Source organism: Sinorhizobium arboris LMG 14919 (assembly GCF_000427465.1).
GTDB classification, from domain to species: Bacteria; Pseudomonadota; Alphaproteobacteria; order Rhizobiales; family Rhizobiaceae; genus Sinorhizobium; species Sinorhizobium arboris.
In genome coordinates, this window is sequence record NZ_KE386497.1 from 203,714 (window position 1) to 222,570 (window position 18,857).

Below are 18,857 nucleotides of genomic sequence, written 5' to 3' on the forward strand. Positions count from 1 at the left end.
TGGTGACGACGCGGCCGCGGTAGAAGGTGAGCGTCTCCTCGTTCGCCTCTCCGACCGTTGTATGCATGGCTCTCGCGCGTCAAGGTGTCGGATCGGGTTGGTGAACAGGTCGGTTGCGGCCATGTATACGGCGTCTGAATGTGCAACAACGCCGAGAGCAGGAGCCATCCACACCATCAATCGAGATGATGTTCGCCAAACTCCCTGCTGCGGAAGGCCGACGAGCGTAGCGTCGACACATGTAGGCGCCTCGGCGAAGTTCTCAAAGCGTTCAGCCCGCACGAATGCGGAACGCGTCGGGTTCTCGTAAATCTACCACTTCGGCGATGACCTTTTCCGCGCCAAATCTGCGTGAGAGGTCCTCGCGCGCTTTTTCGACACGGGCAGGCTGTGTGCTGAAGATCGCGACGCGGTGACCGATGGCAAGAAGATGTTCGGCACAAGCGAGGCCAATGCCAGCCGTGCCACCGGTGACGACCGCGACGCGGGCAGGTGATGCCGTATTCACGCTTCCTCCCCCAGCTTCTCAAACAACGAGATCGGCGGAAACGCGCCAGGATCCGTGATCATGTCGATCAAAAGCGGGCCCTGTCCGGAAAGTCCGCGGTCAAGTGCTGCCCCAAGCTCGTCTGCCCGAGCGATGCGTAGTGCCGGGCACCCGCAAGCTTCTGCAACTTTCGTGTGGTCGACTGCTCTGAAGTGGCAGGCGCTCGTGTAACCCTTAAACTTCACCGTCTCGGCGTGCTTCTGAAATCCGAGGATGCCATTGTTGAGGACAACCACGGTCAGCGCGATGTCCAACCGCACTAGTGTCTCCAGTTCGGCCCAGCTATGAGCGAATCCGCCGTCCCCCACAATGGCGACGACGGGATGATCCGGACGGGCAATTTTCGCCCCTATCGCAAGAGGAAGTCCCCATCCAAGTCCAGCAAGGCCGCGCGGCGTGATGAAGCGCATGCCCGCTTGAAGGCTGCGGAGCTGTCCGGTTACCCAGAATGACGAGTAACTGGCGTCGGTGACCATGGTCGTTTCGGGGGTTAGACGCGCCTGGAGTTCGCGCATGAGAAACTCAGGCCGGATTGGGCCTTCGTTACGATGCGCCACGGCGTGGCGGTCTTCTTCGAACGCCCGCCAAGCCGCTGCGATTCTCGCCTCGACGCTTGCTCTCGCTCGCTGGCGAACAGCCAAAGACTGCGACGCGATCGCTTCACGGAGCGCACGCAGTGTTTCAGCGGCCGTACCCACGAGCCGCAGAGCTTCATAGGTGCGCCCGATCTCACCTGGATCGATGTCGATATGCACGATCTTGGCTCCCTGTGGAACCAAGCGCCAGTTATCCGTTCCGTTCTGGTTGGTACGCGTTCCGACGAGCAAAACGAGGTCGGCCTCGTCGAGAAGGAGCCGACTGTGGCGACCAAGGGATCGGGGACCAACAAGAGATCCCAAGACACCCGCGGACAAAGGATGATGTTCGTCCACTGCGCCCTTGCCCATATTCGTCGTGAACACCGGTAGCGACGCCATTTCCTGCAACTGGGCGAGCTCCGCCGCGCCGCCGCCGGCGTGAACGCCGCCGCCTGCCAGAACCACGGGTGCGCGGGCCTCAGCTATGGCGCGCGCCGCTTCCGCGATCGTCGCGGCGTCCGGCTGCGAGCAATCTAGCGGCCAATGACCGAGGCTAGCGCGACGTTCGAATGTTGGAACGGATGCCTTTTCGCGCAAGAGGTCAGCGGGAAGCAGCAGCACCGCCGGCCCGGGCCGGCCGGAAGCGGCGGCTGTGAAGGCCGCGTCAATGTAATCATCAATGCGCTCAGCAACCACCACTCGACGGATCCATTTGGCGCAGGCCTGGAACAACGCAATGTGATCGAGTTCCTGAAACGCATTGCGGTCGGCCTGATCGCGTTCAACCTCCTGCACCAGAGCCACGACCGGCACACTGGCCTTGAACGCTTCAGCCAATGGCGGGACGAGCAAAGTTGCTGCCGGACCATTTTGAGCCGCGGCCACGGCAACTTTGCCAGAGCGACGCGCATAGCCGTCAGCCATAGCCCCGCCCATGTTTTCCTGCCGATAGGAGACCTGCCTGATACCAATCCTTTCCGCTGCAAGAATCACGGCCGAGGGAAGGCTCTGAGCAAAGATGGCCTCCACGCCATGGCGTTGGAGAACGCGAGCTACGCGTTCTGCTACGGTCATTTCAGAAGCGCCTATCGATTCGTTCCGTTGAGTAGAAGAATTCAATTTACCGAGCCCCCTCGTTCGTAGACGGCGTGGTCGCTAGGAACCGCTCAAAAACGTTTGCAATCTTATCAATCTCGGCATCAGACATTGCCGTCGACAAGCAAGCCGCAGCGCCGACAGGAAGGATGATGCCTTCATTGCTGAAGAAGCGGCTCATTGCCTTTATGGTGGCAGCTTCGTCCGGCGAAGGATAAGTTTCGCGGTAGTCGCGCGGCAGTGTCTGTTTTGGATGAATGCGAAAGAGCGAAGCCGCGCCGCTGATGACAAAATGCGCCTGGTGGCGGGCGATCGCAGCAGTAAGGGCGGCGCGCAACCGGTCCCCCATTGCCTCTAGGCGATCAAATGCTGCCTCAGTCATGGCCTCCATGCTGACCCGACCGGCCACCATGGACACCGGATTTGCGGAGAAGGTGCCGCCCTGGGCCACCTTGGCTCGGTCAGTGGATCCATCGAACACACTCATCACCCGGCGCGATCCGCCGATGGCGCCGACGGGGAATCCACCACCGATGATTTTCCCAGCGGCAATCAGATCCGGTTCAATGCCATAGCGTGCGGAAGATCCCCGATAGCTTTGGCGGAGATTAAGGACTTCATCGCACACGACAAGAATGCCATGCTGACGCGCCGTTTCTATAACAGCCGTGATAAACTCCGGATCCGGCGGAATAAGGCCACCGCGGCTTGGCATCGGGTCAAGCAAGATGCAGGCTAACCGATCAGCAGCAGCGGCAATCCGGCGGCGGGCGCCCTCAGCATCATTGCAGCGAAGAATGACGACCTCATCGGCGACCGATACTGGCGTGCCGACGTAGGCCGATACGGCAGCCGGCGCGCCCGGCGATCCCCATGTTGACGGCGTCCCACCTTGCCCTGCTTCCGCCCAATCATACGAACCGTGATAAGCCCCCTCAACCTTAGCAATGCAAGAACGCCCGGTGAAGGCACGCGCCGCCTTGATGGCGAACATTACGGCCTCGGTACCGGTATTGACGAAGCGGATCTGGTCGATCGCCGGAATACGATCAATCAGCACTTCGGCAAGATCGATCTCGTGCACAGTTGGATTGGAAAAACAGGTGCCATCACGGAGAAGACGAGACACCGCATCCATCACCGGCGCAAAACCGTGCCCGTGGATCAGGGTGGTGAAGTTGTTGTTGAGATCGAGAAAGCGCTGCCCGTCCACGTCAATCAGATACGCCCCCTCGCCTTTCAGCACGTATCGCGGCGTCGGATCACGCTCAACCGTGGCACGGGTCGTGCCGTCTGGGAAAACGCTCCGGCCGCGGGCGAATAATCGCTCTGATTGGGCGTTCGGCAAGGCATTGTCGGGTGACGTCGGATTCTCATGCAACATAAAAGGGATCTCCACCGGTGAATGTGCGAAACGTTGTCCGTTTCCGTCGCGTTGGTGCACCATAACTATCGAAGCGGGACAAAAGACCGGCGGCCCCTCGTAGTGCAGACGATGCGCATGCCAAATTCTTCGGGAACCTCCTTCATCACGTTGTGTCGCGGCCGAGTTCGGTCGGGCAAGAGTCGACGAAGGTGCGCACGCCATACGTTAGTGCGCAGTTGCACCTGCCGCCGGACTGCCCCGCCGATGAAATCCGCACATCAAATTTCGCAAGCGGATCGCGCCGGGAAAGGCAACGAACAGATGCCGCTACATCAGTGTGCGACGCGGGTGCTTGACAGGGATCGGTCGTGTCACCGTTTGCATCATCATGCGTCGAAACTCCACTTGTTGTTGCATGCTGCATTGAAGAGGGCCATGCAATTGCTGGATTGGCAACCCACTAAGTCTGGTAGTGCAATAATCACCAGCGGGACACCGCCGAACGATTACACCCAGCCGCTGATAAATAACTTATGTAGGACGCGATCCTAATGCGCTTTACCGACAGGACGTCGCAGAACTGTGGTTCGTTCGAGTCTCGATCGTAGGAGGCAACCGCTTTGCGGCGGCAGCTGCCGGCCTTGTGACGATCAGTCGCGCGGTTTACCGGGGCGCTCCGGCAGATTGCGTCTTCGTCTTTGGCCCCTTACCTTGCCGAGAGATAACCCCTTCGGGATCGAAGCCGGCAAAGGTAGTCAGCGTGGACTCGAGGAACAACAACATCTGCACGATCCGGGGGAAATTCCTGAAGTCGTCGACGATGAAGCCGAGGATGCCGATATAGCGGGTCTTCATAACGGGGGCCCTGGATGACGACGTCCCCATCCACAGCTCAGCCCCAGAGAGACCGGCAAGCATGACATTCATCGCGATCATTGTTGAGGAGAGAAGCGCGGCTCGATTGCAATATATCGAAGCCTCGATGTTCGCCTCGGCTCCGATGGGGAGCCGGCGAAGGGTGGCCATTGCTTGTTTGATCGAATACCCGCCTCGCAATGACGTTGAGTTGCTTGCCGTCTCGGCGGATGCAGCAAAAAAGGTGGTCGGCCGGTCAACTACAAAAGATGATAGTTGTCCTCTGCTGCCACAGGCTTGTACGTACCGTGAGGCTGAAACTAAGGCAGGCACTAAGCAATGGACAACTGCGTGACAAACCTCGAAGTATCGAATTACATCTGTTCGTTTTATGAAACAGCTCGCAAGGCGGGAATGCGTTTCAAGATGGGAGAAAACTTCGAAGAATATATTGCGATTACCAAAAACATAGTTGGGAAATCGCCCACTTTTCCGAACTTCCGGCCGGATTGTTCACAGCTTGAGCCTGGCCGTGCATTTTGGATTATCGGAGAAGATCAATCCGGCGAAGTAGCGCATGTTCAGGCACTTCGTGTAGACGACCTATCGGCGATCAGCTTGACTGAACACCTCGAATCGTTGAAAGCCTCCTACGCGGATCCAAAGAGCCAAGCCGGATCAGGCTCCTCATGTGTTTGCCGTGCACCGACCGCTCGGAACATAACCGGTATGGTAGCTTACCATGGCGACGTGTGGCTACGAGAGGATTTTAGGAAACAGGGGTTACCTCGAATCTTTGCGAGCGTTGCATTTGGGCTGGCGTGGGCGAAATGGTCGCCCGATTTCATTTATGCCCTTGTCCCTACTTGGTCAATCGAAAAGGGAGTCGCCGATCAGTATGGTTATCTGCATAAAGAAGCACACGGGTCGGTTTTAAGTTTACCTGATTTAGGTATCGAAGATGACGATTGGCTGGTTTGGTTAACGAGACGCGAATTGTCCCAGCTCATTAAACAGATGGTGGCTGAGATGCTGGAGCCGGGCCTATCTTGATCGCCGTTTCGCTTTCAGTTGGACCTGGGTAGAACGTGATCCCAGATTCACATGACGATACTGAGGTCAAGGGTTTCCCTAGGCATTGGCCGAAGCCAAGCCGGTCCACATACCAGGTTCTGGAAGCGGCGGAATTACTGTCTCACCATCTCCTGGATTTTGCTGCAATTGCCGGGGTGAGACCTCCTGCTGTTTGCTATTACTCAGTTTGCCGCTTCGCCTCAAGCTGCTTTCGCTGGCGATTCGGGCTCGTAGAAGGTGCTGTCCGAGAGGATAGCTCGCACGACCCAGGCATTCTTGTCGGCGATCGCGACAGCCGCGATATGTGGGATGCCGTCTTTGCCGCAGCTCACTGAGCCGTGGATTCGTGGATCGTGCTTGCCGGCTGGTTTGCCAAGTGCAGCGCGAGCGCCATGGATCATCAGTGTGCGCAGATAGCGATCGCCGCGTTTGCTGATGCCGAACAGGCGGGCTCGCCCTCCACTTGTTTCGGGACGAGGCCGAGCCAAGCTGCAAACTGACGTCCGTTAGCAGGTTCTATAGCCGACTGCGGCGATCAAGGCTGTTGCCGTCACGGAGCGGACGCTCTCGATCTTCCTAAGCCGCTGGCACTGCTCGCTTGTGCAGAAGATCTCCAGTATCCGCCGATCATGGATCGCAATGCCATCGTCGAGTTTGGCCATTGCCTCCTTCAATTACTTGGACTATTTCGCTGAGGCCGTCAGCGTCGTTCCCAAGCCAAAACTGCGGGATCGCAGATGGCCGTCGGCCCGAACGACGTCTGGGCCCCGGACTTAGTTCACGTCCGACTCGCCACCGGCAAGAAACTGCGGGTGCTCACGGTGGTGGACACCTGACCTCGTTACGTGCCGGTGCTCGATCCGTGCTACAGCTATCGCGGCGAGCATGTGGTGCAGACGCTGGAACGGGTGTGTCGGGAAGTTGGCTATCCGGAGACCATCCGCGTCCACCAAGGCAGGGAATTCGTCTCCCGCGACTCGATCTATGCGCCTACGCCAAAGGCGTCACCTTGGACTTCTCACGCCGGGGCAAGCCCACGGATAACGCCTTCATCGGTGCATTCAATGACCGCTTCCGAGCAGAATGCCTGAACCAGCACTGGTTCCTGACCATTGCGGATGCCCACGAAAAGAAGAAGGATTGGCGTAAATAATTAGATTCGGCCACGTGGTGCGACGGGAAAAACGTGCCGATTTCGCTGATCAATCTGGAAGCGCAATCAGCCCGCTGGGGCAGGGCTCATCCTCGTTAGCTTACATAGCTCAGGTACGGCCGGTACAAAGGAAACGTGATCGCTTCCGGTATGTTGCCGATAACCGCCAGCGCAGTGATGGCATTGTAAAAAAGAACCTCTTTTGGCATGGCCTTGTCTGACTGTGCTAGCGCATCTAACACGCTTCGGCTCGTATGAAAATCGATGTTGAAGGAAATCGAGGCCGATAAGCTGCGAACGTGGTGGAGCGTCCCCGGCGGCATATACAGGATGTCGCCAGCATTCACCGTGATTACGACGGGTGTCGCTCGCTTGTACTGCGGAAAGCGCGCATAGTCCGGTTGCTCGGGGTCCACATCGAACCAGCGCCAACCGCGGCGTCCGCAGTAGGTGGCTTGGCTAGGGGGGAGAATAGTGAACCGCTTCGTACCGAAAATCTGGAAGAACACGTTGTGGCTAAGTAGCGTGTCGAAGTGGAGGGGCGTAACGGTTCCCTTTGGCCCCATAAAAAACTGCGAGTAGCGCCACCAATACCGACGATAGGATGGACTAATAAAGTTAACCGGGAAGGGCTGACAGTCCTCTGCCAAACTCTCCACTAAGCCCAGTAGGGGAATGTCATGGCAGTATGGAGCCACTCTCGCGTTCGATGAAGAGACTTCATCCTCGCAACGTGGTGAGTCCATCACGAACCGGGCGTATTTTGCAAGCTCCCAAGGGGAGACTCTGATCTCGCTGCCGTCAAGCGTTTTGATGGGCACAGTAAGTGATCCGGCGACTTTTTCAAAGTACTCCGGCGACCAGCGCTGACACGCGCTCCAGGCGGCACAGCCGCCACGTAGAAGGACCGGCCGCATGGGATCTCGATAATTGGTCGCAAATTCCCAGTCAGATAGGTCTGTTACGGTAGGAACCGATGACCAGCCCGAGTCTTGTAGCGGCGACGATGAGCGATCATCTAAGGATTGCGAGGATGTTACTGCTTCGAGTTCAACCATTTTCGAACCTCCTTTCTTGCGTACTACCATGAGCGACTCCCCACCGCGAGCGTAGCAAACAGACTAGCCGGCAGCAGCAGCGGCGCATTCGCTTCTAGAGCGTCGCGCCCAGTTTACTTGTGGAGCGGCGAGCTAAAGTTGGACTTGGCACTAGCGGTCCCAACCACGTCCCATCCGCATGGCTTCCTCGGCTCGCGGCAGCCGCAGCGGATGGTATCGAGTGCATCGAACTCTGAGGAGCTGGTAAATCGCACGACATCACAAATCTAGCGTGCACATCCAGTTTCCCTTTAGTTTCGACGGGCAGGATATTCCGGCATTACCAGCCTCTCAACTATGAGCTTTGGTAGTTGTCGAAGTTCCGTCCGCCGGAGTAGTCTGCACCAAGTCAAGTTTAGAGAGTGATGGCGTCTGTGCTATCTCCTCTCAACCCAGCGGCAGCACGGTCAGCCTGCGACAACGGCTCTTGAGCGCACTGATGCTTTCGGCCCACAGCTCAAGCCCGCACCCGCGCCCACGGAGGAATTGAAAATCGATTCCGCGAGCTAGTAACCATTGCGCACATCAATTTGAACAGAATCATCACAGATCTGGGCTACGCGACAGTCGCATGCGCGCGCTTTAGGAGCTTCCATGCGGTCCTTCCTTGGAACGACGATGCGGAGTTGCGAGAGCGTCTCCCCAGGCTTACCATCAATGAACATCGAAGACCGCATGTCCTCCGCGGCGAGAGGTACTCGGCGCGCAACAAGAAGACGCGGCGCCCTATCGTACGCAAGGTTTTTCATTTGCCCGCGAAAGGGACGAAAGGAAGCAACGGGCACCCGTACACCGATGCTGACGATCGTGTCGCCGATGCGCTGGTCAATCGATTTTGTCCACCACCATTTTGCTCACGGCCGCCGGTTCCGCATCTTCAACGTGATTGCCGGTATTACCAGGAAATGCTGCTGCGGTCGCAAAATACCTAGCCGCGGCACACGCCGAATCTGTCGGCGAACCCCGACACATGATGGTCGATGCGTTCGCCGGATCACGCTTGGCCGCCATGCACCGAGCCAACGGTTGCTTTAGACACTTTCGTGTACAGACTTTTGCAGAATGTCTAGACCACGTTGAAGCGTTCGCCCGTCAATCGTCAAAGGAGGAAGAAGCTTGATAACTTGGTCTTCTGCGCCACATCGCTCCACCAGAAGGCCATCTTCAAAGGCCTTACGGATGATCATCTCGGCGAGCTTACTTGTGCCACAATCGAGCCCCAGCATCATGCCCCTTCCGCGGACAGAGAGCCTAAAAGCTCGGTTGGCTTGAGTCACCTGCCGAAGGCGCTCGCTCATGATGCGTCCTGTTTCCATGACACCCAGAGACAGCGCATCATTCATCCAATATTTCCGCAAAGCAGCGGCCCCCGTCACGAACGCAAGATTGTTGCCCCTGAAAGTCCCATTGTGTTCGCCCGGCCGCCAAACGTCTAGTTCGGGCTTCAGCAACAAAAGGGACAACGGCAGTCCACAGCCGCTTAAAGACTTCGATAAAAGAACAACGTCTGGCGACAAACCCGCAAACTCGAAACTGAAGAAATTGCCCGTTCGTCCGCAACCTGCCTGAATATCGTCAACAATCAGGAGGATGCCGTACTCTCTGCAAAGCCGCTCAATTGACTGCAGCCAGTCTTTTCGGGCGGGGTTGATGCCCCCTTCAGCTTGCACGGTTTCCAGAATGATTGCTGCCGGCAGATCGACACCACTGCTTGCATCAGCGAGCACCTTGTCCAGATACTCCGAAGAATCCTTATCGCCTCCCCAGTACCTATCGTAGGGCATGAACACCACGCCGGCCGGAGGAAGGCCTGCCGCGTCCCGGTAGTATCGGTTACCGGTCACTGCAAGCGCGCCCAAGCTCACCCCATGAAAGCCGTTTGTGAATGAAATTATACCGTGCCGTCCGGTGGCCTTGCGTGCGAGTTTCAAAGCAGCTTCGACGGCGTTGGCGCCTGTGGGGCCCGGGAACTGAAATCTGTATTTCAGACCGCGTGGATGCAGTATTATTGACTCAAAGCATTCCATAAAGTCCCTTTTGGCCGGCGTAGCCATGTCCAAGCCGTGTATTATTCCATTTGATCTCAGGTACTGCGTTGCTTCGTCGATGAAATGCGGATCGTTGTGGCCGTAGTTGAGGACGCCCGAGCCAGAGAGAAAATCGATAAACTCGCAGCCGTTCTCGTCGTGCAGAATGGCTCCTGCGGCTTTCGCGAACACAACGGGGAATGATCGCGAATAAAACCGCACGTTCGATTCAAGGCTCTCGAAGGCAGATAGTGAATTGGACTTACTCTCGTTTGACATGATTTCCTCAACCAGACGGTGGCCTCACGGGAGTGAGCCCATACACTCTTGAACCCGGTGCCACGAAAATCCCCGGATTGGCGCCACGCCAATGTCGAATCGGAACTCTCCGTGGCTCCGCGGTTTTACACGGCGACGTAGACCCACGCGCCTACCCAGGCTGGCAGTATCGTCGCTGGCACTTCTTCAGTATTCGCTGTTTGGCCCTCGTGCCTTTCGACATCCGATTTCAAACAATCTGAGTCGCACCACTTATTGCACACGCGAGACGGCATGTAGCCGCCATGCAGCCCAGATGCGGCTGCCACAATAAGACTTTGCGCCCCTTCAAGATCGGGTCCGAGCCGAGTTTGACGGTTTGCCACGACGCACGACCACGGTGCAGAGGCCGCGAACTCTGAATGCAGGTTCGACAAGAGTAGCAGCGTAGCCGATGTTCGAATAACCCGTACTCTCCTTTGAGAGTGCGCGAGCCTGCCCAACTGAACAGGACCGAGGCTAAGCCCGACATTATTTGGTCGCTTCTTACAATTCAATGATTCCGAGGCTTATTGCTTTAATGGCTGCGACGGTTCTGCTCGAAGTACCTAACTTTCGCATGACGTTCTTAATGTGGAAGTTAACAGTATTTTCGGAAATCCGCATAATGATCCCTATATCCCACGACGATTTCCCTCTTGCCACCCACGATAAACATTCCTTTTCTCTTGAAGAAAGGGCAGGAATATCTTGGACGACGTTCAAATTCGCGACTTTCGCGACTCTCAGATGGAAGTGGGTCGCGGCAAGTAGTAAGTAGGTGATTGTTCTGTCTTGGAATTCACGCTCGCAATGCCGAGCAAAGCTCATGATCGCGCAGCTGCCGCTAGGACCACGCAATGGAACAGTAATGCCGGACCTCAAGCCAAACATTGCTGCCTCGTCAAACATGCGCCGCTCGTGTTCAGTGGTGCTTGCGTCACTGTACATGTCGCTCCATCGAATTGGGCCAGCCCCCATTCGACTCTCCCTGATGATGGGGGCTATCCTGTCATAACCCATTTCGAGGCATCGCTCCTGCCAACCATCAGGATAATTCAGAATTTCCTCCGAGCCGCATCTCATTGGATTCAAAGCCTTCTGGTCGGTTGTAAGAGGACCATAGGCCATCCACGTGCAGCCAAATTTAAACGCAAAAGCCGACAAAAGGTCGAACAATTTTTTGGATTGGGCGACACCATCTGTCAGGTCGAGAAACCGGCCCAGCTCGACCGCAAATTTGTCCCTATCTGTGTTTGAAAAATGGATCGGTGTTCCCAAGGATATCTGATCGGATTCTCCGGTCGCCGGCCCGCGAACTCGAGGGAAATCGCAGTCATCGGCGAGCCTTCCACAGTCTCCGTTGAGTGACAAATCGCCCGCCATGTAGTCACCGGTGCACGACGCGGTGACCGATGAGGCACTGCGGCTATGCGCCGTCGACGGCCGGTATTGCAGGGCTCTCAATGCAGGTCGACGGAGATCTGACATCATGCTCTCCTCCTTCGTCCGTTAAGTATGCACATCGTCGACAACTCCTGCCCCCGTAGCTAATGAGGATTCAAAAGTCGTGCCAACTTCGAAGAATGGGGCGTCGACGAGATCTATTTTGTTTGTCAGTTATTTGACACGATGCAGCCAGCACTCAGCCAGATACCGCTACGTCGTGGTTCGACAAACGCGACAGTAGTGTCCGTTGGGCGGTTGCCTGTGAGGCCATGCCTTTACGCATCGGTCAATTCCGTACCGAGGAAAGCCGTTCGGCAATCCCAATGCGGGAGCCGCAGCGTGTTTGCCTCGTCTGCAAATTAACGAGTGCTATTGGGCCGGTCATCTGCGCGATTGAGCGGCAAGCTTGCAGAACGGCCGGCCTGCCTGTCGTTGGCGCTAATCGCGCCCGTTCGTTATGCAGCATCACTTGGAACCTGCCGCCACGTACCAGGAGTCTCCACAAGGCGCCATCTTCACAAGAAGGCGCCTCGGCAGGTTTTTCTACTGGTTTTCAGTGCCATGCGGTGCGTTCAGCCGTAGTGGCTGATCGGAACTGGTCCTGAACGCGAAATTGGCCGCCGCGAGGTCAACGGCATCGTTCACCATTCTAACACGTTGAGGTTCGGCACACATGATGTGGATCGAGTGTGCATGAATACTCAATGCGGTTTCAAAGAATTCGAGATCGTCATGTGTGCGATGCCGGCGGTTTCGAGCAATGGTCCGAACGAAAGCAGGGTCAAATTTATAAACGCCAACTAGATTCGAATCTGCAGAGGCGTGATTCTGACTTGGAGGGCGGTCCGGTAGGATTGCTGTAAGGCGCAGGCTATCGTTCGCTAGTACGCGCAGGGATCGTCTGCCTTGTGTTTTGCTGACTACGGCAATGTTGCGGTCTTGCGACCGCAATAGGCGCGCGACCAGCTCGAAGTCAATGACCACATTTTCGGTAAACAACAGAAACTCCCCTTTCATGTCGGCGATTTCCCTCGTCGTTGCTGCGTCCACGAGACGTCCGGCGTTCGGGCTGGGCAGAGCGCGCAGGCAGAGCTCCATTCCATCCAGCTCGTCACCGAAGTCGATGGCGATGTCGCCCAAAGTCCCCCGGGCCACGACTATCGTCCTCTGTACCCCAGCGTGTGCCAATTGAGATAATAGTCGTCGCAGAACCGACGTACCGCCAACCACACCGAGGGCTGCTGAAAAGTGCCTTGTCAAAGTCGAGATCCTCTGCCGCGGGTCGGTGACAACAATCGCCAACCGCTGAACTTCGCGCATCTTGTGGATCCTCGAACTGACAACGTTCTCAAGTTTAAACTGAGAGTCGGGCGCTTGATCCACTACTAGGTCAGACAGTTGATTGGTGGTAAGCGGCAAGCTGAGGCCGTTCAGCGGGCGTAATTCCATGGCAAGAGCGCGTCGATTTCGCTGTTTGGCCACCCATTGGCGATGCGCTCGAGGGTCTGGCTGAGCCAGGCAAGCGGATCGATATCGTTCATCTTCGCTGTCTGCAGCAGCGTCGCGATGGTTGCCCAGCCGCTGCCAGCGAACAGTGAGTTCTTTCTCCTACGATCGGTCGAAGTCGAAATGACGTTGGCAGCGTAAGCGCTCGTGAGTGAAGCAGCGCGGTGCGGCATGCGCGACCCCTCCGGGATCAAGGCAAGGTTATTCAGCGGTTTCAACTGCGGCCGGCTGCACCTCGACGGCAGCTTCCTCCTTCTTCCGCTTCTTCTCTCGGCCCTGTGTGGCCACGACCTGATCTGCAATGAAAATCACGTTCCCTGAACATCCATGGCGCTTGGCTGCACGGGGTATCGGTGCTTTTGAGCTTGTTTGGATCGAGGCTGTTCGAATGTCATGCTCATAGCTTGAATCAATCAGATTATGAGCAACATGGCCGAAAGACAGGGCGAAGTGCCTATCTCCGACCGGCAGGAAAACGAGGGCGCCTTTGTTTACTTGAGTAAGATTTTTCTCAATGCCGAATAGAGTCTCCACCAGGGCGGTCGCGGTTCGCTATCGAGCACGAACAGTGTTGCACCTTCAGGCAGGGCGGGTGCGCCGACATTGTCGGCGAGCACATGATCCTCGCGCAGGGCATTCGTTGCGTCGTATCCCTCCTTGAGAAGGTAAATTGAAAAGACCGGATCTTTGCCATGCTGCCCCCGACGTGAAGTATACTGAAACACTGGCGCGCCAGCGCTAAGCTTTTAGTAGTGACGACGATGCTTTGACCACCACTCTTGCAGGGATGGTTACTTGCGGATCGGCAATCTATGGTAACGCGAGTCGCGTAACGGCTCAGGCCCGAGTTCGCGGGACTCGGCCCGCCTGCAGCGAACTCAATTATGCCTTTAGTGCCGCATTTGATCTCTTGTTCCAAGACGTTGCTTATCACATGGAGCTTTCATGAAGCCGATCCCCTTCTCGTCGGCTCCAAGCAAAAACACCTGCTTGTCCGCAGAGCGCTGATACTGGTTCAGCTGCCGCGCATAAACGCGGCGAAATAGAAATATCCGAAGCACAATCATGAAAACAAAACACTGTTTCGCAGGATACCGCTGAATTTAGCGGATCAAGACACAGCCCTCTGGCGGCGCCTATCAAGCCAAGGCCACCCAGCCCGTTAGCGACAAGCGCCCCGGCGCAGCTCGAACCATGCACCATGCAGTTTGGCTCTACTTGCATAATATACTCGTCGGGCTGTGCGCCCGTTGTCGGCGCGACACCGGATGATACCTGCTCATCGGCCCCCGAGCAGCTGGCGATCTTGCTCAGTCCAGCGGTCGGCCTTCGTCTAACATTCAAGCGAGCGGCTGATATCGAGAACGCTGCGACTCCCAAGTTCCGGGACGAGGTCCTGCGCCCGGTCGCGGAGACCGGATCGATATAGCCGCGGTCGAGACTAGGTCCTGACCCTCGTCGGTGCGCCCACGCAGGATGACGTGGACACGCGGATCGTCCGTGTTCCAGTGATCGACAGCGATCCAGTCGAGCTTGGCGCCGGAATCCTATTCAGCTTTTTAGATGAGCTCGCGGGTGAAGAGTTCCAGCTTCCGGCGAATGGCGTCCTACAGCAAGCTCCCTCCGGCGTCGTTGACGCCGGCTCACGAAACGTCGAAACGCTCAAGCATTTATAGAATGGCTCGCCCACTCAGGCTCCTGCACAATGGCGCAGGTTCAATCGAGAAAGGGACGGGTCATGCAGATCGCATTATTGGGAATTGATCTCGGCAAGAATAGCTGCAGCGTCGCAGGCATCGATGCCAGCGGCGAAGTTCTTCTGCGCCGACGACTGCACCGCAACAGCATTCCCAAATTGGCTGCGCGGATTCCTGGATGCATCATTGCGATGGAAGCGTGCTGCGGCGCTCATCATCTCGGCCGGGTGTTGCGAAAGCAGGGTCACGTAGTTCGTCTCATGTCGCCGGAATACGTCCGCCCCTATGTGAAGGCGCAGAAGAATGACGATCGCGACGCTGAGGCAATTGCTGAAGCCGCGACCCGACCAACGATGCGGTTCGTCGCCCTCAAGAGCGAGGAGCAACTCGACCTGCAGAGCCTCCATCGCGCCAGAGATCGTTTGGTCGGTGAACGGACAGCCCTGATCAATCAACTGCGTGCAATTCTTCTGGAGCGCGGCATCACAATTCCGCAGGGCCGTCAGAAGCTCGAGAGCATGCTTCCGCAACTGATCGAAAACAGCGGCGATCTGTTGAGTGATCGGATCCGCCGTTTGCTCGAAGAGATGTGGCAAGAGCTTCGGGATCTCACCCGACGCATCAGATCGTTTGATGATGAGTTCACTGCCTTTGCCCGCAATGATGCCTCCTGTCAGCGACTGGAATCGATTCCCGGCATAGGATCATTGAACGCCACCGCCTTTGTCGCGGCGATCGACAAGGCGCAGGCCTTTGCTCGCGGCCGAGATCTTGCGGCCTGGCTGGGGCTGGTGCCGCGGCAGATGACCACCGGCGGAAAGCCTCGGCTGTTGGGCATCAGCAAACGGGGGAACGCATATCTGCGCCGCATGCTGATCCATGGTGCAAGGGCAGCCATGCCGCATCTGGCGCGAACCCAGACCGCAACCGGCTCGTGGCTGCGCCGACTGATCGCGCGCGCCCATCCGAATGTCGTCGTGGTCGCGTTGGCGGCAAAGATGGCCCGAATCATTTGGGCAGTTTTGCAGAAACGTGTTGCGTTCGAACACGCAGCCGCCGCTCTGTAATCGCGGCGTTGCGGCCTCGCGAATATCTGCGGGTGGAATGAAAAAGATGGCCTGACAGTTAGACGACGCCTTGAAAACCCGATCAAAAAGATGGCGGACCTCGCCGGAGCGTTTATGTGGATCAGGGCGTGCGGAGCTCCATCTTGGCCAAGGCGTGCCTTGAGACCGGATACGTTGGTGCAGATTGATCAGCCTCCTTCAGACCGCTTGCGGACGGGCGAGCCATACGTTTTTGAGCTGGACGTTCTGCAGATAAAGTTTTTGAGCCAGCCGTCGTCGCAGCTGTTTGGTTTCCTCGTCGAGGGTCGCCACTTCGTTGAAGAAAGGATCCCCGGAAGACGGGGGTTGAACGGTCTCAGCTGAATTTGTGGCGACAGCGCTCCGCGCAAGCAGCTGGGTGCGCGCTCTCTTCGGACGTTCTCGACGCTCGATTCGCGGTTTTCCTTGGGGCTTTTTGCTTTTCTCGCTTTTCGGCCCCAATGCGCCTCCCTCGGCCCCGACGGAGGTGCCAACTTGTTTTCCGCTTTGCTTTCGGGACGCTCGGGATCGGCGTCATGCGCGATCGAATTCTTTGCGCTTTCGCCGGCCGTCGCCGCGACGACAGTTCAGCAAGCATTTCCACGGTGATTTCATAGTGTTCCTACCTCGAAAACGTGGGCTGCGATCCCGCTGCAGCCGCGTACCTTCACACGTGGTTCGGCCAGGTACCTTGACGTCCGGTCGGCGAATCTCTCCCTTCTCAACATGGACTGAGAGTCATTATCTCTACAAGCGCCTTTCGATGATCGCGTGACGGTGTCCACGACCGGCTCTGCGGTATCGAAGGGCCGGCACCATCCTGGCGTCGAGAGCTTAGCGCCGGACCGCCGCAGGGAGCGCCTGAGGGGCGGTGCATTCTGCCGCTCGTTCGGAAGAGGCAAAACGCTAGTCCCTGTTTTACATTTAATTGGAATGGTTCACTTTTATCTAACGAAACGGAAATCCCCAGAAGGCCGGAACCGCAGCGAGCACCCGCAAGGGCCGGATTTCCGCCCTGCCGGTGGCGCGGTGGTTCTGCGCCGTCGTCTTCGTCGCGATGGCGTTCTGGGCTTTGTCGGCAAAATGGAACCGTGCATTGTGGCGATGGAAGCCGCTGCGGCGCGCATCACCTTGGGCGGGTACTTGGTGCCAGGGGTCACACGGTCCGGCTGATGTCGCCGGAATATGTGCGCCCTATGTGAAGGCGAACAAGAACGACGACCACGATGCCGAGGCGATCGGGGAAGCAGCAACGCGGCCGACGATGCGGTTTGTACCGGTGAAGAGTGAAGCGCAATCGGACATCCAGGCGCTGCATCGGGCGCGCTCGCGCCTGGTGACGGAGCGCACGGCGCTGATCAATCACCTGCGCGCATTGTTGCTGGAGCGCGGCATCGTCGTTGCTCAGGGCCGACGCAAGCTGAAAGATGCGCTTGGGGTTTTCGCCGATGAGGACGATTCCCGGCTGTCGTCTCGCATGCGCCTTCTGTTCGAGGACCTGCGCGCCGAATGGCGCAGTCTTGATGAACGGATTGCCGCCTTCGATGCTGAGTTCGTGCGCATGGCGCGTGACGACGACACGGCCCGTCGCCTTTCGACGATCCCCGGCATCGGGGTCGTCAACGCCACCGCGCTTGTTGCCGCAGTCGGCGATGCAGCAAGCTTCGGGAGCGGTCGTGACCTTGCCGCCTGGCTGGGCCTCACACCGCGGCAGGCGACCACCGGAGGCAAGCCCAGACTGCTGGGCATATCCAAGCGCGGCAACCGCTACCTGCGAGCAAACCTGATCCATGGCGCTCGCGCAGTCCTGCCGCGCATCATGGCTCAGGATACGCCGCTGGGCCGATGGGCCCGTAGTCTGTTGGGACGGGCGCACAAGAACATCGTCGTCGTCGCGCTGGCTGCCAAACTCGCGCGTATCGTCTGGGCAGTGCTGCGCAAGGAGGATAGCTTCGATCCGGCGATCGCGGCGGCGTAGAAATAGGAGATCATCGGATGCTGATCTGATGGTCGCGCGAATCTGCGGGTGGTGAAAGAAGATGGCCTGACAGTCGACCGGTAGCCTGGAAACCTGAACCATTGAACGGCCGATCGAGGCCGGTGTGATTTTGAGGACCAGACTGCGCGAATCTCCATCCTGGCCAGGGATATGATCCCGAGACCGGATACGTTGACGCAGACTGAGCAGAGCGATCTTGCAAATCACTCTCGCAGACGGGCGGGCCATACGTTCATAGGGTTCCGCATTTTCCAAGCGGAGCGGGGCGATGGGGATCAAGCGATACGAACGAGCGAGGCGCAGTGGGCACGGATAGCGGCGTTGTTGCCGGGCAAGGCCGGTGACCCTGGCCGGACGGGCGTCGACAACCGGCTGTTCGTCAACGGCTGCTTGTGGGTGCTGCGCTCCGGGGCGCACTGGCGCGACCTGCCGGAACGTTATGGCAAGTGGAAGACCGTGCATCGCCGTTTCAGCCGTTGGTGCCATGCCGGCGTGTGGGAGCGGGTGTTCGCGGTGCTGACCGCCGACCACGACAACCAATATCTGATGCTCGACAGCACCATCGTGCGCGCCCATCAACAGGCGGCGAGCGGAAAAGGGGAGCCAAGGATCAGGCGCTGGGACGTTCCCGAGGTGGACTGACCACCAAGATCCACATGCTGGCCGACGCCCTCGGACGCCCGCTGCGCCTGATCGTCACCGCCGGTCAGGTCGGTGACGTCACCCAGGCAGAAGCCTTGCTGAAGGGGTGGTCCGGTGCCGCCGTCGTCGCCGACAAGGCGTATGATAGCAATGCCCTGCGCGAGACGATCGCCGTCATGAGGGCCGAGGCGGTCATCCCCTCAAACCGCTCGCGCAAGGCCATTGTTCGTCATGATGCCGAAGCGTATCGGCACCGCAACCGGATCGAACGCTGCTTCAACCGCCTCAAACACTTTCGCCGCTTTGCCACCCGCTATGACCGGCGGACAATCCACTTCAACGGCTTTGCCTTACTCGCCGCCGCAATGATCTGGCTCCGATGAATGTCGA

At 57.8% G+C, this 18,857-nt stretch carries 16 protein-coding genes and 4 pseudogenes; 7 read left to right on the forward strand and 13 right to left on the reverse strand.

The features are described from left to right. Window positions 1-271: 271 nt before the first annotated feature. The 4 genes from SINAR_RS0129785 to SINAR_RS1000000136945 all read right to left on the reverse strand — a co-directional run bounded on the left by SINAR_RS0129785 (window position 272) and on the right by SINAR_RS1000000136945 (window position 4,441). The gene (locus SINAR_RS0129785) at window positions 272-508 is read right to left on the reverse strand and encodes an SDR family NAD(P)-dependent oxidoreductase (protein WP_028002469.1); all 237 of its coding nucleotides are present in this window, start codon (window positions 506-508) and stop codon (window positions 272-274) included. Beyond that, window positions 505-2,199, reverse strand: a complete 1,695-nt coding sequence (locus SINAR_RS0129790; RefSeq protein ID WP_033058224.1) for an acetolactate synthase catalytic subunit — start codon at window positions 2,197-2,199, stop codon at window positions 505-507. The genes SINAR_RS0129785 and SINAR_RS0129790 overlap by 4 nt, the downstream gene beginning before the upstream one ends. 46 nt (window positions 2,200-2,245) lie before the next feature. Then, window positions 2,246-3,604, reverse strand: a complete 1,359-nt coding sequence (locus SINAR_RS01000000134105) for an aspartate aminotransferase family protein (protein ID WP_033058226.1) — start codon at window positions 3,602-3,604, stop codon at window positions 2,246-2,248. Window positions 3,605-4,249: 645 nt separating this feature from the next. After that, on the reverse strand, window positions 4,250-4,441 hold the full coding sequence (locus tag SINAR_RS1000000136945) for a hypothetical protein (protein ID WP_150852047.1): 192 nt from the start codon (window positions 4,439-4,441) through the stop codon (window positions 4,250-4,252). 61 nt (window positions 4,442-4,502) lie between these two features. On the opposite strand from SINAR_RS1000000136945, the gene SINAR_RS1000000136950 reads away from it, so the two are divergent. Both SINAR_RS1000000136950 and SINAR_RS01000000134110 read left to right on the forward strand, forming a co-directional pair. Then, window positions 4,503-4,796: a hypothetical protein gene (locus tag SINAR_RS1000000136950; protein WP_150852048.1), complete on the forward strand. Its 294-nt coding sequence runs from the start codon at window positions 4,503-4,505 to the stop codon at window positions 4,794-4,796. Continuing rightward, entirely contained in the window at window positions 4,793-5,494 is a 702-nt protein-coding gene (locus tag SINAR_RS01000000134110; RefSeq protein WP_234710678.1) for a hypothetical protein, read from the forward strand. Before SINAR_RS1000000136950 ends, SINAR_RS01000000134110 begins: the two co-directional genes overlap by 4 nt. 221 nt (window positions 5,495-5,715) lie before the next feature. Here the strand turns inward: SINAR_RS01000000134110 and SINAR_RS1000000138570 are convergent, their stop codons facing one another. Both SINAR_RS1000000138570 and SINAR_RS1000000137235 read right to left on the reverse strand, forming a co-directional pair. Further along, the gene (locus tag SINAR_RS1000000138570; protein ID WP_084617817.1) at window positions 5,716-6,003 is read right to left on the reverse strand and encodes a transposase; all 288 of its coding nucleotides are present in this window, start codon (window positions 6,001-6,003) and stop codon (window positions 5,716-5,718) included. Window positions 6,004-6,021: 18 nt separating this feature from the next. Continuing rightward, complete coding sequence (locus SINAR_RS1000000137235; protein ID WP_158500207.1) at window positions 6,022-6,177, reverse strand: hypothetical protein; 156 nt, start codon at window positions 6,175-6,177, stop codon at window positions 6,022-6,024. A gap of 39 nt (window positions 6,178-6,216) precedes the next feature. On the opposite strand from SINAR_RS1000000137235, the pseudogene SINAR_RS1000000136010 reads away from it, so the two are divergent. Beyond that, a pseudogene (locus tag SINAR_RS1000000136010) lies at window positions 6,217-6,665 on the forward strand (DDE-type integrase/transposase/recombinase); the annotation flags it as partial. 98 nt (window positions 6,666-6,763) lie between these two features. Here the strand turns inward: SINAR_RS1000000136010 and SINAR_RS01000000134120 are convergent. The 6 genes and pseudogenes from SINAR_RS01000000134120 to SINAR_RS1000000136955 form a co-directional block, all read right to left on the reverse strand. Further along, window positions 6,764-7,756, reverse strand: a complete 993-nt coding sequence (locus SINAR_RS01000000134120) for a cupin-like domain-containing protein (RefSeq protein ID WP_234710679.1) — start codon at window positions 7,754-7,756, stop codon at window positions 6,764-6,766. 1,040 nt (window positions 7,757-8,796) lie between these two features. Further along, entirely contained in the window at window positions 8,797-10,071 is a 1,275-nt protein-coding gene (gene ectB, locus SINAR_RS0129830) for a diaminobutyrate--2-oxoglutarate transaminase (protein ID WP_028002474.1), read from the reverse strand. Window positions 10,072-10,596: 525 nt separating this feature from the next. Then, complete coding sequence (locus tag SINAR_RS0129835; RefSeq protein ID WP_234710680.1) at window positions 10,597-11,583, reverse strand: helix-turn-helix transcriptional regulator; 987 nt, start codon at window positions 11,581-11,583, stop codon at window positions 10,597-10,599. A gap of 498 nt (window positions 11,584-12,081) precedes the next feature. Next, window positions 12,082-12,858 carry a glycosyltransferase family protein gene (locus SINAR_RS01000000134125; protein ID WP_050577661.1) on the reverse strand — a complete coding sequence of 259 codons (777 nt, stop codon included), beginning with the start codon at window positions 12,856-12,858 and terminating at the stop codon, window positions 12,082-12,084. A gap of 110 nt (window positions 12,859-12,968) precedes the next feature. Continuing rightward, window positions 12,969-13,145: pseudogene (locus tag SINAR_RS0129845) on the reverse strand (transposase domain-containing protein); the annotation flags it as partial. Window positions 13,146-13,245: 100 nt separating this feature from the next. Next, window positions 13,246-13,578, reverse strand: coding sequence for a DUF6119 family protein (locus SINAR_RS1000000136955; RefSeq protein ID WP_150852049.1), 333 nt, complete (start codon window positions 13,576-13,578; stop codon window positions 13,246-13,248). A gap of 947 nt (window positions 13,579-14,525) precedes the next feature. Here SINAR_RS1000000136955 and SINAR_RS0129865 point away from each other — a divergent pair. Then, window positions 14,526-14,720 carry a hypothetical protein gene (locus tag SINAR_RS0129865; protein WP_028002477.1) on the forward strand — a complete coding sequence of 65 codons (195 nt, stop codon included), beginning with the start codon at window positions 14,526-14,528 and terminating at the stop codon, window positions 14,718-14,720. Window positions 14,721-14,782: 62 nt separating this feature from the next. Further along, complete coding sequence (locus SINAR_RS0129870) at window positions 14,783-15,808, forward strand: IS110 family RNA-guided transposase (RefSeq protein WP_028002478.1); 1,026 nt, start codon at window positions 14,783-14,785, stop codon at window positions 15,806-15,808. A gap of 198 nt (window positions 15,809-16,006) precedes the next feature. Here the strand turns inward: SINAR_RS0129870 and SINAR_RS1000000136960 are convergent, their stop codons facing one another. Beyond that, window positions 16,007-16,288, reverse strand: coding sequence for a hypothetical protein (locus SINAR_RS1000000136960; protein ID WP_150852050.1), 282 nt, complete (start codon window positions 16,286-16,288; stop codon window positions 16,007-16,009). Window positions 16,289-16,759: 471 nt separating this feature from the next. Here SINAR_RS1000000136960 and SINAR_RS01000000134130 point away from each other — a divergent pair. Further along, window positions 16,760-17,804 (forward strand): annotated as a pseudogene (locus SINAR_RS01000000134130) (IS110 family RNA-guided transposase). A gap of 171 nt (window positions 17,805-17,975) precedes the next feature. Then, window positions 17,976-18,850: pseudogene (locus SINAR_RS1000000136015) on the forward strand (IS5 family transposase). Window positions 18,851-18,857: the final 7 nt, after the last annotated feature.